This window comes from Solitalea koreensis (genome assembly GCF_900182575.1).
Lineage (GTDB): Bacteria > Bacteroidota > Bacteroidia > Sphingobacteriales > Sphingobacteriaceae > Solitalea > Solitalea koreensis.
Window position 1 is genome coordinate 522,515 of record NZ_FXSZ01000002.1, and the last position, 13,417, is coordinate 535,931.

Genomic DNA, 13,417 nt, shown 5'->3' on the forward strand with positions numbered 1-13,417 from the left:
ATCGTTTCTTTCCACAAAATGAAAAGCCAACTTTCTTGGATTTTTATAGCTTTGTGGGTTGACAAATAATGCTGATGAAGTCTAAAAAAAATAAACTTACCCTTTACATTGTTATTGCTCTTATCGCCGGTATTTTCTTAGGCTATATACTCAATACAAACTATCTGAATACTCATAACGAAGCACTTGTTAAAGCCACTGTGCAAGCTAAAGTTGCTGAATCTAAAATGGCTACCATTACCGACAGCTCTTCAGTGGTATTTCAACAATTGGTTAAAGAGAAAGCTGAGGCAGAAAAAATCAAATCAGACAACGATAAGTTTCGGGAGAAAAAATTGGAGCCTTTTACCATGTTGAGCGACATTTTTCTTCGTCTGATAAAAATGATTGTTGCTCCGTTGGTGCTTACCACACTAGTAGTTGGCGTTGCTAAACTAGGTGACATCAAAGCAGTAGGACGTATTGGCGGAAAAACTTTGTTATGGTTTTTAGGAGCCAGTTTACTCTCCTTAATATTAGGAATGATATTGGTAAACATTTTCCGTCCGGGAGAGGCAATGAATCTTCCTTTACCTGATAGTCATACTAATACAGGAATTCAAAAGGCTGCGTTGAGTCTTAAGGATTTTATCGCTCACATTTTTCCGAAAAGCATTGCTGAATCAATGGCAACAAACGAGATTTTGCAAATCGTTGTATTTGCAATCTTCTTTGGCGTTGCAACAGCTGCTATTGGTGAACAGGGTCAAATTATTATCAAATTTTTCGATGCAGTAGCACACGTAATTTTAAAAGTTACAGGTTATGTAATGAATTTTGCTCCATTTGCAGTATTCGGAGCCATGACCGCTATCATTGCAAAACAAGGTTTGAGTGTGCTTTCAACCTATGCCCTATTCATTATTGAATTTTACGGAGGTTTAATTTTACTATGGTTAATCCTGACGTTCATCGGATCATTAATTCTGAAAAAACGTGCGTTTAGCCTGGTTGGAAGTTTGAAAGAACCTATCCTATTGGCCTTCAGCACATCGAGTAGTGAAGCGGCATATCCAAAAACATTACAACAACTTGAACGCTTTGGCTGCAAGAATAAGATTGTAAGTTTTGTACTGCCTCTTGGCTATTCATTCAATTTGGATGGATCTATGATGTATATGACCTTTGCATCTTTGTTTATCGCACAATCGTATGACATCCATTTGGCATTTGCACAGCAAGTTTCGATGCTTCTCATTCTCATGCTCACCAGTAAGGGCATTGCAGGTGTACCCCGCGCTTCATTAGTGGTAATTGCCGGAACGATTGCAACATTTAATATTCCTGAAGCCGGATTAGCACTTTTACTGGGTATAGATCCGCTGTTGGATATGGGACGTTCGGCTACCAATGTGGTAGGTAACAGTATTGCCACTGCCGTAATCAGTAAATGGGAAGGAGAACTAGGAGAACCACTTACTGTTGAAGATGATGCCGAAATTGAATTGAGCTAAGTCCATTGCCGGCCCTCGAATCTTTTTCGACTTTTAACTTTACACTTTTGACTTATAACTTAAAATGACTGACCGCTTTAAAAAGATTTATCTTTTAACCATGATCATCGGATCGTTTTTGATCTATATGACGTATTATTATTACAACACCTACTTTAAAAAAGCACATTACAAATTTGTGGAGTTCGAAAACTTTGAGGTACGGTACACAAAAGGAGATTTATTATTATACGACTATGATTCTAAAACCGGAATTTTAAAAACTCGTGTAACCCCTGATTCAATCAGCACCAAAACGATTAAACTTTCTCCGGAAACCTTAAAATCCATTCATCAAAAAATGTGGGATTTGATGTTCTTTGATACGCCTGATCATCTTACAGTGGCTGATCAACCAGGAACAGATGCACCTCGTTATTTTCTAGAAATGAATTATCAGAAAAAAAGTAAAAGTGTAACCTGGGACGAAAACTATCCTAAAAATCATTACACAGATAAAATAGGTGAACTAAAGAAATTTATAGAAACCCGTATTGAAGAAAACCAATAAATAGGGCAAACCAGCACGATTACGGCGCACGGTTCTATGATCCGGTAATTGCAAGATGGATAACGATTGACCCCAAAGCAGAGTTAGGTAGAAGATGGTCTCCTTACAACTACGGATGGAATAATGCTATTCGAAATATTGATCCCGATGGAATGTTTGCTGCTCCACCAGATTATTTTGAAAAAGAAAATGGTGAGATTGTACTCACGCTCTTCTAAGTCTTCCTTTTCGGGAGACTTAGCCCCGTTCTTATAATCTATGTTCAAAGTTAGATTTTTAAATAGTGTTTTATTTTTACTGATAAAATATTCAGTGTTCTTCTTTATTGTAGCATTTATGGGAGGAAGATTTAAAACTGCAGTCATGGATAATGCGAGCACTTCGTGGGAGTTTTTCAAACTTACATTAGGCTATATTTTATATGTACTGGTTTACTCCATTTTTTTAATTGCATTATTCTGTGCCCCCTTGTATTTTATTTTGAAAATAGAGAAAGGATTCCTTTTTCTGTTGGCAGCAATTGTTTTTTATGGGATAGAATTTGTCGTATATACTCACTTTTATTCCCCATCCGATAGAATGTTGGGGATTTACAATGCAATTGTTGGAGTGGTTTTACTCTGTGTGTTTTTTTTCACGTCGATAAAGCATAAGTTTGAGAAATAACAATAAAAAGAAGTAACGGAAAATCGGAATCGTTGCAGTATTATTAAAACCAATAAAGGTTAAACTAAAGGTTGAGAAATAAAGGTGAGTGCGTAAATAAGTGGTAGCCTAAAAAGAAAGCCCGATCTGTATAAGGTCGGGCTTTTGTAGTATTATTGGGCGTAGGCTTGTTTCGTCTTGGCATCCCTAAGGAAAGCATCCATTAAGGCACCCCCCCGCTCTCCTAAGTCTTCCTTTTTAGGATGACTTAGGAGTATAAAATAAAACAGAAGACTCAGTCTGGCCGATGGCAATGAGCTTAGTTGTTTTTCTTATCTTCGAGGTGCAAGCATCCACCAAAAATGAGTAATGAAGGTTATAAAGCCAAACTGATTGGTCTTTTCGCACAATTAGTTTCTTTATTCAAAAAAGAATTCTATTTTTGCACCTCATTAAAAAAACAAATTTTTAAATCATGTACGCAATAGTAGATATAGCAGGTCAACAATTTAAAGTTGAAAAAGACCAGTTCGTCTTTGTACACCGCTTACAAGGAGCCGAGGGCGCTAGTATTGAATTTGACAATGTACTGTTAGTTGATAACAACGGACAAATTACGGTAGGAGCTCCTACTGTAGCTGGTTCATCAGTTTCTGCTAAAATATTGTCTCATTTAAAAGGTGATAAAGTAATCGTTTTCAAAAAGAAACGCCGTAAAGGTTACAAAAAGAAAAACGGTCACCGTCAATCATTCACCAAAATTCAGATCGAAAACATTAAGTTTTAATCGCTTAAAAAGGAATTAAGAAATGGCACATAAAAAAGGCGCCGGTAGTTCGAAGAACGGTCGCGAATCACATAGCAAAAGATTAGGTATCAAAATTTACGGTGGTCAAGCTGCAATTGCAGGTAACATCATCGTTCGTCAACGTGGTACTAAACATCATCCTGATAAACTTGTAGGTATGGGTAAAGATCACACCCTATTTGCATTGGTTGATGGAACAGTAGTGTTCAAAAAGAAAAAAGACAACAAATCATACGTTTCAATCGTTCCTTTTGAAACTGAAACTGCACAAGCGTAAGCTTTGTTGCAAGATAGGTTAAAGCCTTTGAGAAATTATCTCAAAGGCTTTTTCTTTTTAAAAAGAAAATCGAAACAATCTACCTAAATAATGGTCTAATTATTGGAAATCTAGTAGTATGAAAAACAAACCTTCTGCAGTACTTTGGACAGGTGGCAAGGATTGTGCATTAGCCATGCATGAAGCAATGCAACTGGGCTATGAAATTGTTAAGCTTGTTACCTTCGCTCCCAAAGAAGCTAATTTTCGTGCACATCCGCTTCCAGTACTAATAGCCCAAAGTGAATCTTTAGAAATACCTTTACAGATAATTAACATTCAGGAACCTTATGCAGTCAGTTATGAACAAGAAATTGCTCGGTTGAAAGCTGAAGGAATTGAAACACTTATTACAGGAGATATTGATTTTGTAGCTAATCAACCAAACTGGATACGGGAACGAAGCCTAGCTGTAGGAATAGAAGTACTCACCCCTCTTTGGCATCGTGATCGCCAGGAATTGCTAAATTTGATCACCGAACATGATTTCAGGATTATCCTTTCTTGCGTAAAAAAACCTTGGTTCACTAAAAGCTGGCTTGGTGATGAACTTACTGCAGATAAAATTGAACAACTCACTTTTTTGAACACCTTAAATGGTGTTGATATCTGCGGAGAAAATGGTGAATATCACACCTTAGCTCTTGACGGCCCCATGTTTAAGAAACGAATTTATATTAAATGGAATCCGGTTCAAGAAGATAACCTATTTTACCTGGACATTACTAATATTGAGCTCAAGTAAGTACATGACGCTAGAAGACTTTAAGCTTTTAACCACAGCAAAAGCCCAACAACTCATTTCCGATAATCGCGATCAAGACCCGATAAAGTTTGCCTTGACTTACCGACAAGGTGATATTCCAGTTGCCTTACTTTCTACCCAATTAAAATACTTACAACGTTGCAAAGCAAAACTTCCATCGTACTTTGCAGCCCAATGCATTATTCCCCCCTTATCCTATGAACAATCAAGCAGTGAAACAGCAGCATCATTAAAAGATGTTTCCGGAGAAACCTGTCTGGATTTAACCTGTGGCTTAGGCGTTGACAGCTTTCATTTTTCTCAACATTTCAAAAAAGTAATCTCACTTGAAATGATGCCTGTATTGGCCGCTATTGCTCAATACAATTTAAACAAGCTAGGAGCAACTAACATTGAGGTTTTAAACCAACGGGCCGAAAACTTTCTGCAATCATATCAAGGCCCTAAATTCGACCTACTATTTGTCGATCCGGCCCGACGAGACGACAGCACAAATCGTGTGTTTCTTTTTGAAGATTGTTCCCCCAATCTGTACGAAACGCTTCCGTTAATGAAAAAGAATGGAAAAAGGATTATTGTAAAAGCCTCTCCCCTTTTTGACATTGACGCAGCCTGGAAATGCTTTCCTGAGTTGCAAAAACTATCTGTTGTTTCAGTTGACAATGAATGTAAAGAACTTTTATTAGAATTCAACTCCGAGATTCAAGGCGAAAAAACAATCGAAATTCTATTAAGCAGAAAAGGAGAAACTGCTACTTATTCATTCAATATCCTTTCTGTTTTAAGTACTCCTGAGACTTTTTCAACTGAAAAATTTCTGCTTGAGCCGGATGTAGCGTTCTATAAAGCACGCAAAACAAAGGAGCTTATGAACAGTTATTTTAAGGACTTATTGGCCACCACCTCCGGAAAAGATGGATTCTTTTTTTCAGAAAATGCTCCAGTTAACTATCCCGGTCGTATTTTTAATATCATTAATACATGGGATTATCAGCCTAAGTTTTTGAAAAAACAATTAAAAACAATGGGAATAAAAAAAGCCAATGTAATTAGAAGGCATTTTCCGTCGTCTGTAAATGAAATTCGTAAAGCATTAGGGGTAACTGAGGGTGGAGATGATTATTTAATCTGTACAACTATCAATGAGCATAATAAGCTCTTTCTTTGCAAACGTTCTAAATAGAAATAGAGAAGCTGATGTCAGAAAATAAATTAAAGGTAATTTTAACAGGAGCAACTGGAATGGTGGGCGAAGGGGTACTCCATGAGTGTCTGTTGCACCCTGATGTAGAAAAAGTTTTGGTGGTTGGAAGAAAGCCTTATGGCCTTTCTCATCCCAAACTCCAGGAACTATTACATAATAATTTCTTTGATCTTTCTTCTATTGAAAATCAACTTCAGGGTTATAATGCCTGCTTTTTTTGTTTGGGCGTATCGTCGGTTGGAATGGATAAAGATGAATATTACAAATTGACCTATACCCTAACCATGCATTTTGCCGAAACGCTTGCAAAGCAAAACGCTGACCTGACGTTCTGTTACATATCAGGTGGAGGTACTGATGAAAACGGAAAAATGGCTTGGGCCCGGGTAAAGGGTAAAACTGAAAAAGATTTGATGCAATTGCCGTTTAAACAGGTTTATGCTTTCCGCCCGGGATATTTGCATCCAACAAAAGGATTGAAAAACACGCAGCCTTATTATAAATACATTGACTGGCTATATCCGGTATTTCGCATCGTTTTTGCTAAGCATGTTTCTACCTTAAAACAATTAGGCTTAGCAATGATAAATGCTACAAAAACTAAATACAATAAACAAGTTATCGAAGTGAAAGACATTCATATTTTGGCTGAATAAGAATTTCAAAATGCCAGCCGAAGAGGTTGTCTCAAAAGCCTAAACCAGAGTAAATCGACTTATGAGACCGCCTTTCAGCTTAGCTAATCAATTTCTTTAAATAGCTATAAGATTATCATACAATTCATTCACATCCACTTTCGGTATATTCTTTTCTAAATCTTTCAATTCTTTATCCCCATCGAATAAAAGTGGAAAATATTGGCTATCGAGTAATTCATCCTGTAGCATGTCAGGGAAACTTTGCAATGCATCCATTCTATAATATCCCGCCGTATTTCCAAGTGTCTGATGATTCATAGCATTAATTACAACAGCCCTGCGCGGCCGATCGGAGAAGTTTTCATAAGATCCATGCATCGTTAAAGGATGATGGAAGCTGGCATAACCTCTCGACAATTCGTTAGCTACTTTTTTCTCAAAAATTACTAATTGTTCGTTATTTAAAACTCCTTTTACAGCATCCATATTGCCAGCTAAACCGGTAATAGGAAGTAATCCCCACTTGTGGCTGCCTGGTATAAAATAAAGACAACCATTTTCTTTGCTTGCATCATCAAGTCCTATCCAGCAAGTAAGATGGTGCATCGGTTTGGTAAAGGTCCAGTATGAGAAATCTTGATGCCAAGCGACAACGCCACCATGTTTGGCAGGTTTACAAAATAATTGATCGTGAAAAAGCCTGAATGATTGACCCAATAATTGATAAGCGGCCATGCGATAGGCAGGTGACCAGATTAAATCATGAAATCCGGGAGTAACCCGCCAGGCACCAATGGCATGAAACAATACCTTTTCAGGATCTTCCGATTCATTACTTTCATAATGATAAAACAACCCTTTCTCTTCAGTATTTAATGAATGTAGCCTAAGGAGTTCCTCATTCAAAATATCGACTTGTTCATCGGTCATGATTTTAATACCGCTTACAAAGCCATTGTTACTAAAAGAGGCTATCTGCTCTTCCGCTAGCATATATTGCTCCCATTCCTTCGCATTTTTAGGTTGCTCAAATAGGCTACTCATCGGACTACTATGAATTGCAAGATCAATAGATGATTTAGAGTTAAATTTTTTCATAATGTTCATATATGGTGTATAATTTTTCACAGATAAACTTTTTTTCTGAATACACTGATAACCGGTTCCACATGAAACAGCCCAATTTCTACAGCTCATGCGCGCAATAAAAAAATGCAACTGTTTTATCAAAAATATTTTAACAATAAGAGAATTTAAACCTCTATTTTGTCGAATACTTACACTCTATTGAATTATTTTAAAACTTTAATTGAAATACACCTCAATAGAGTTAAGATTATAAAACTGTATCTAACTAATGAAAATTCATTTTATAAAAATAAATACAGTACCTGGAGAGCTTCTAATTGCAACAGAAGTGAAAGAGAGAAAATTTTCCGCACCGTTGCATTACCATCCGGAGCTTGAGCTTACATTAATACTAGAAAGTTCAGGAAAAAGATTTATAGGTGATAGCATTCAAAATTTTGAACCGGATGACCTTGTTTTAGTAGGAGAAAACCTGCCTCATTTTTGGCGCAACGATAGTAATTTACTAAAAGATGGATTTTCACGTGCCATTGTAGTTCAGTTTAACAAAAGCTTTCTGGGCGAAAGTTTCTTTACATTAAATGGAGCAAATCATATAAATAGGCTAATTAAAAATAGTACAAGAGGTGTTTGCTTTCGAGATCCAATAACAAAGGCATTGATAAAGGATAAATTAATACGGCTGTTAGAATTAGACACCTTCGAAAAAGCCTTAGGGCTGCTTGAAATACTCAATATTCTTGCAAAATCGGATATCTGTTACCTCTCCAGCCCTGAATATAAAGCACACTTTAATGAAATTGACTGCACAAGATTGAATAAAGTTTTCAATTATGTTTACAATAATATCAATAGTTCATTTGAAATATCTGAAATAGCCGACTTATTAAATATGAGCGTTTCAGCTTTTTGTCACTATTTCAAAAAAAGAACTCAAAAAACGTTTATGCAATTTATAAATGAAACCAGAATTGGAAAAGCGAAGCGATTACTCATCGAAACCGACAAATCAATTGCTGAAATTGCTTACGAAAGCGGATACAATAGTCTGTCTAATTTCAACAAACAGTTCAACTCTTTGGAGAAATTGTCACCCAAACTTTTTAGAAAAAAATATTATGATTATGCAAACGATTTACCGGACGTACCCGAACATTTGGAATATGATTCGTAACAATTTAAATTTCTGAAAATTTCCGATCTGATCCGTTCAAGTTTTGCAGCAGGTATGAAATTCCCATTACCAATACACATCCAATCAAATTATACCATAAAAAAGAAATATTGGTAAAACGATAACAAAACAGAACAATAAGCTCTGTGATTGCAGCGGCCCAAAAAACAGCGGTTCCCCGGATATTTTTCAGGTAAAAGGCTACCAGAAAAATTCCTAGAATTGCTCCATAAAATAAAGAGCCCAACACATTAACGGCCTCAATTAAGCTACCAAGCTTTGTTGCCATACAAGCTACAATAAATACAAAAACACCCCAAATTGCAGTCGCCCATTTAGAGGCTGAAACATAGTGCGAATCACTCCCATCAGGTTTTATTGACCTTCTATAAATATCAATGATCGAGGTGGATGCTAATGCATTAAAAGCCGATGAAGAAGATGACATAGATGCAGCTAAAATCACTGCAATTAATAGGCCCACTAACCCAACAGGGAATTGTTTAGTAACAAAATACAAAAAGATATAATTCACATCATCCGTATTAGCCGCAGGATCATTCTTCAACATCAGGTTGGTAGCCGATTTCCGAATTTCCTTTACTTTATTTTCATCTTGTTCAATAGCTGTTTTGAGGCTTTGTATTTTTGCTTTATCCTGGTCATGAATCGCATTTACCATCGCCTCCATCTTTAATTTCTTCTCTCCGAAAATCTGAGCTTGCTGTTGTTCCAATTTTTTAAAGTCTGAAGCATAAACGCTCTTTTGGATCTTATCAGTTTCCAAAGTATTGAAGAAAATAGGTGGTTGATAGAATTGATGAAATACTAATAACAACACTCCGGTTAATAAAATCCCAAACTGCATGGGAATTTTAACTAAGCCGTTAAACAGTAATCCCAACCGGCTCTCGGTAGTATCTTTTGCAGTTAAATATCGACCCACTTGCGATTGATCAGTACCAAAATAGGATAAAGCGAGAAAAAATCCACCGAGTATTCCCGACCACACATTGTATTTATTCTGAGGATCGAATTTCAGATCAATAATGTTCATGCGGCCCATTTTACCAGCAACCTGTAAGGCATCTGCAACAGTGACTCCCATCGGCAACATCTTTGCAATCAACACTCCGGCAATCAACATCCCTGATAAGATAATGCTCATCTGTCCCATTTGAGTATAGCTCACTGCTTTGCTCCCTCCGGAAACAGTATAAATAACGACTACCGTACAGATTACCGCATTTGTAAGGTAAATATTCCAACCCAAAATCGCCGAAAGAATTAAACTTGGCGCAAACACAGTTAAACCTGTTCCGAGTCCTCTTTGAATTAAAAAAAGAAAAGCAGCCAGAGAACGCGTTTTCAGATCAAAACGACCTTCGAGGTATTCATAAGCCGTATAAACATTTAAACGTTGATAAATTGGAACAAATGTCACGCAAATTACAATCATGGCTAGAGGTAACCCAAAGTAATACTGAACGAAGCGCATTCCATCGGTATAAGCCTGGCCGGGAGCTGAAAGAAAGGTCACCGCACTTGCTTGAGTAGCCATAATCGTAAGTCCAACCACATACCAAGGCATAGTATTCCCTTTAAGGTAGGCTTCCATGTTCCGACTCCGACGACTTTTCCAAATACCGTATACAACAATAAAACTAAGGGTAATAACAAGAACCAACCAATCGATCAATCTCATAAAAAGTATCGTGTTAAACAGTAAAACAATACGATTTCAAAGACTAAAAAAGCAAGAACAAGCAGATAGAGGGTTTGCCAAGATTTCTTCATCAAATAATTATACATGTTGAATTGTGAATGATGAATTAGTTAAGGCTTTCCTGAGAAGTCTTAACGATCAAAGTCAGTATATTGACAATCTGATTAGACTCTGCCAAATATTTTAAATAATCATAACTTACCAGTTGACTTTTATCTAATAAACGAATGAAATATCGAACCTCCCTTGCCTCTTTTAACGCAATACACATTTTAGCAATGAATTTTTTTTTGATATTGCAGCTACACCTTCTTCGACATTTGCTCCAACACTTGTCCCCGCTCTTAAAATCTGTTTTGCTAAAAATATTCATGATACTTTGATAAAAATGAATATAGCTCAATTATTGGCAATGCGAAATCAAATGATTTGTTTAAAATGAGGTTGTCTTTCATGGTAGCTTTTAATTAATATTTCCTAATTCAACATTAATAATTCAACTTAATTTCTTCAACATTCATTTACTTCCCCAACTCTATCATATTCACAAATAGTCGGTAAGCACCGGGTACACCGGCAGGTAATTCTCGGAAGAAAACAACCCCCGTATAAACGAAATACCCTTTACCGTATTGAGTAATCAAGGTGCTTCCTTTTGATGATTTTTCATTCGGATCATTCATACTGAGAGGTGTCTGATAATTCGCGTCCCAATCGCCGGCGAAATAAATGCCTCTCTCCTGTATCCAACCTTTAAAATCATCCGCGGTAATCTTATTCGGCGAATTTAGGACCGGATGTTGCGGCAATTCAAAACGGATTTCAGCATTTTCATCTGTTACACGATCACGGGAAATGGTGAAAGGGTATGGACCGATCGGAGATTTAACTCCTCCTAAAAAGTTATTGGTATTGTACTGAACAATCAAATTACCTCCATTCTTCACATAATTCATCAATTTATCGTAATAAAACTTCATACGGTCATTGGTATTATAAGCTCTAACACCTACGATAATGGCATTGAAAGAAGATAGGTCAATTCCGTTGCTTAACATATCATCCGTAAGGAACTTAACATCATAACCAATTTGTATCAAGCTTTGGGGAATGTCATCACCTGCTCCAACGATGTATCCAATCAACTTTGATTTACGTATCAAATTAAAATGAGAAAGTCTGGCTTCGGCATAGGGGAATAAGGTTTGAACCGGAATGTGTTTATAAATAATTGTGGTTAAACCTTGCGAATATTCCTTACCATCCATCATTGCCACCGCTTTAAGAATACCTTGAGAACTGCCTCCTGAAGGAGTTACCATGAATTCAAGGGTTTGCTCCTCATCTTTTGCTTTTAAATTGAAACCGGAAGAAATAGGTTCCACATTCCAACCTTCTGGCAGTTTTAGTTTTACTGTTCCTGTACAATTTGCTACACCTGATTTAACAATAACCTGAACTTTTTTAGGAGAATTATCGGGAAATACATACGCCTTTTCATTTAAAGTTACCATGACCGGTGGAGTAATCACAAAAGGTCTGTACACTTCGCCATCAACAGGATCGACTGCTTTATAGATGACAGGACGAGTAAATTCAATGGAGATTTTACCAAAATTCAAGAGGTATTTTACTTGCAGCGCTGCATCATTTTCAGGTTTACCGATTAATTGCTGGTTAGTCACATTAAACATCCCGATAGCATGTTTATCCGCCAACCAATATGGATTTGTAACCTTTGCATCAGACGGGATATTTATTGCTTTCTCTAATTTATAGGAAACATCCTTTTCTAAAAGCTTCGAAGGGCTCTCCTCCGAACCATTGGGCAAAATAATCTTCTCAAGTGTTACAGGAACTTTACTTCTGTTTAATGCATTAATGGTTAACAGGAGATCAGCACCTTGGGCTGTTTCAAAATCTGCAGGATTCGCTTCCAACCAAAGTCCTGCACAGGCTGCAATCAACTCTTCCAGTTGCTTTTTCTTTTCTGCATGCCAATATGAATCCTTTATTGACCCTAGTTCTTGATACGCCTCAAGCAATAGCGGAAGAGAAGCTGAGGGTTGTTCAGGTTTATATTCTTTATAAACTTGCTGAGCGAGTTTTGAAAACTTTTCAGCTCCTTTTATGCGAGAAAATGACTGATCAATGCCTTCGAAAATATCTTTCTGAGGAACATCACCCTTAATCGGTTTAAAATATTCTAGGATGGAACCTCTTACTCGAGCAGATCCGAAACCTTGGCTCTTGTGATTACTACGGCTTTCAGCGGCTATCTCGCCATATGATTTACCTAATAAGAAATTTTCACTGCCTACCTCTAAACTTAAATTACCACTCATATCAGCATTGGGGTTCCAAAAGCGAGCTGCATTATTGTAAAGCAAACGTTTTGCCTGCCAAACCCGTACATATTTTAATTGCTCTGGATACCGTGTTGGATCGGCCGCTGCAGTAAAAGCTTCCTCGGCCAAAATAGCGGAAGCAGTATGATGACCATGCCCACCACTTCCGTCGGTTGCAAAACGAGTTAATAGCACATCAGGTCGAAACTTACGAATTGTCCATACAACATCCGCCAAAATGCTATCGCGATTCCAGATAGAAAATGTTTCTTCAGGATTTTTAGAAAAACCAAAATCATTAGCGCGGGTAAAAAACTGCTCACCCCCATCCACACGGCGTGCAGCTAATAACTCCTGGGTACGAATTAAACCCAATAAATCCCCTTGTTCATTGCCAATAAGGTTTTGTCCACCGTCACCACGGGTAAGCGCTAAATACCCTGTACGCAGGCACCTTTCATTGGCCAGGTAAGCGATTAATCGTGTGTTCTCATCATCAGGATGGGCGGCAATATATAAAACCGAACCTACGGTATTTAATTTCTTCAATCCTAATAAGATATCAGATGAACTGTACGATTTAGGGGTTTGCGCCTGTGAAAATTGAACTACAACTAATAAAGCGAGTGCGATTTGGATGATTTTCTTCATATGGTTATT

Annotated in this window: 12 protein-coding genes and 1 pseudogene; 9 read left to right on the forward strand and 4 right to left on the reverse strand. The window is 37.2% G+C overall.

The window, feature by feature from the left end; genetic code table 11:
- The first annotated feature begins 74 nt into the window (after positions 1-74).
- The 8 genes from FN756_RS05320 to FN756_RS05355 all read left to right on the forward strand — a co-directional run bounded on the left by FN756_RS05320 (position 75) and on the right by FN756_RS05355 (position 6,438).
- The gene (locus FN756_RS05320; RefSeq protein WP_185955185.1) at positions 75-1,493 is read left to right on the forward strand and encodes a dicarboxylate/amino acid:cation symporter; all 1,419 of its coding nucleotides are present in this window, start codon (positions 75-77) and stop codon (positions 1,491-1,493) included.
- A gap of 64 nt (positions 1,494-1,557) precedes the next feature.
- Complete coding sequence (locus FN756_RS05325) at positions 1,558-2,043, forward strand: hypothetical protein (RefSeq protein WP_142602099.1); 486 nt, start codon at positions 1,558-1,560, stop codon at positions 2,041-2,043.
- 65 nt (positions 2,044-2,108) lie between these two features.
- The gene (locus tag FN756_RS05330; RefSeq protein ID WP_246085432.1) at positions 2,109-2,261 is read left to right on the forward strand and encodes a hypothetical protein; all 153 of its coding nucleotides are present in this window, start codon (positions 2,109-2,111) and stop codon (positions 2,259-2,261) included.
- 902 nt (positions 2,262-3,163) lie between these two features.
- Positions 3,164-3,475, forward strand: a complete 312-nt coding sequence (rplU, locus tag FN756_RS05335; protein ID WP_142602101.1) for a 50S ribosomal protein L21 — start codon at positions 3,164-3,166, stop codon at positions 3,473-3,475.
- Between the two features lie 22 nt (positions 3,476-3,497).
- Complete coding sequence (gene rpmA / locus FN756_RS05340; protein ID WP_142602103.1) at positions 3,498-3,773, forward strand: 50S ribosomal protein L27; 276 nt, start codon at positions 3,498-3,500, stop codon at positions 3,771-3,773.
- A 118-nt stretch (positions 3,774-3,891) separates the two neighbouring features.
- Entirely contained in the window at positions 3,892-4,557 is a 666-nt protein-coding gene (locus tag FN756_RS05345; protein WP_142602105.1) for a Dph6-related ATP pyrophosphatase, read from the forward strand.
- A gap of 4 nt (positions 4,558-4,561) precedes the next feature.
- Positions 4,562-5,761, forward strand: a complete 1,200-nt coding sequence (locus FN756_RS05350) for a THUMP-like domain-containing protein (protein WP_142602107.1) — start codon at positions 4,562-4,564, stop codon at positions 5,759-5,761.
- 14 nt (positions 5,762-5,775) lie between these two features.
- Positions 5,776-6,438, forward strand: a complete 663-nt coding sequence (locus FN756_RS05355) for a Rossmann-fold NAD(P)-binding domain-containing protein (RefSeq protein WP_142602109.1) — start codon at positions 5,776-5,778, stop codon at positions 6,436-6,438.
- Between the two features lie 96 nt (positions 6,439-6,534).
- On the opposite strand, the gene FN756_RS05360 is transcribed toward FN756_RS05355, so the two are convergent.
- A complete protein-coding gene (locus FN756_RS05360) occupies positions 6,535-7,518 on the reverse strand; it encodes a phytanoyl-CoA dioxygenase family protein (protein ID WP_142602111.1) in 984 nt (327 codons plus the stop codon).
- 259 nt (positions 7,519-7,777) lie between these two features.
- On the opposite strand from FN756_RS05360, the gene FN756_RS05365 reads away from it, so the two are divergent.
- Entirely contained in the window at positions 7,778-8,683 is a 906-nt protein-coding gene (locus tag FN756_RS05365; protein WP_142602113.1) for an AraC family transcriptional regulator, read from the forward strand.
- A gap of 4 nt (positions 8,684-8,687) precedes the next feature.
- Here the strand turns inward: FN756_RS05365 and FN756_RS05370 are convergent, their stop codons facing one another.
- From FN756_RS05370 to FN756_RS05380, 3 genes and pseudogenes are all read right to left on the reverse strand, one after another.
- Positions 8,688-10,388 (reverse strand): sodium:solute symporter, encoded by a 1,701-nt coding sequence (locus tag FN756_RS05370; RefSeq protein WP_142602114.1) that lies wholly within the window; start codon positions 10,386-10,388, stop codon positions 8,688-8,690.
- A 127-nt stretch (positions 10,389-10,515) separates the two neighbouring features.
- A pseudogene (locus tag FN756_RS14750) lies at positions 10,516-10,778 on the reverse strand (four helix bundle protein).
- A 152-nt stretch (positions 10,779-10,930) separates the two neighbouring features.
- The gene (locus FN756_RS05380) at positions 10,931-13,408 is read right to left on the reverse strand and encodes a PIG-L family deacetylase (protein ID WP_142602116.1); all 2,478 of its coding nucleotides are present in this window, start codon (positions 13,406-13,408) and stop codon (positions 10,931-10,933) included.
- Positions 13,409-13,417 lie beyond the last annotated feature (9 nt).

Coding starts and splice junctions, on each gene's coding strand:
- FN756_RS05380 (WP_142602116.1), bottom strand. CDS start 13,408: ATGAAGAAAATCATCCAAATCGCACTCGCTTTATTAGTTGTAGTTCAA.
- rplU (WP_142602101.1), top strand. CDS start 3,164: ATGTACGCAATAGTAGATATAGCAGGTCAACAATTTAAAGTTGAAAAA.
- FN756_RS05365 (WP_142602113.1), top strand. CDS start 7,778: ATGAAAATTCATTTTATAAAAATAAATACAGTACCTGGAGAGCTTCTA.
- FN756_RS05355 (WP_142602109.1), top strand. CDS start 5,776: ATGTCAGAAAATAAATTAAAGGTAATTTTAACAGGAGCAACTGGAATG.
- FN756_RS05350 (WP_142602107.1), top strand. CDS start 4,562: ATGACGCTAGAAGACTTTAAGCTTTTAACCACAGCAAAAGCCCAACAA.
- FN756_RS05325 (WP_142602099.1), top strand. CDS start 1,558: ATGACTGACCGCTTTAAAAAGATTTATCTTTTAACCATGATCATCGGA.
- FN756_RS05345 (WP_142602105.1), top strand. CDS start 3,892: ATGAAAAACAAACCTTCTGCAGTACTTTGGACAGGTGGCAAGGATTGT.
- FN756_RS05320 (WP_185955185.1), top strand. CDS start 75: ATGAAGTCTAAAAAAAATAAACTTACCCTTTACATTGTTATTGCTCTT.
- rpmA (WP_142602103.1), top strand. CDS start 3,498: ATGGCACATAAAAAAGGCGCCGGTAGTTCGAAGAACGGTCGCGAATCA.
- FN756_RS05360 (WP_142602111.1), bottom strand. CDS start 7,518: ATGAAAAAATTTAACTCTAAATCATCTATTGATCTTGCAATTCATAGT.
- FN756_RS05370 (WP_142602114.1), bottom strand. CDS start 10,388: ATGAGATTGATCGATTGGTTGGTTCTTGTTATTACCCTTAGTTTTATT.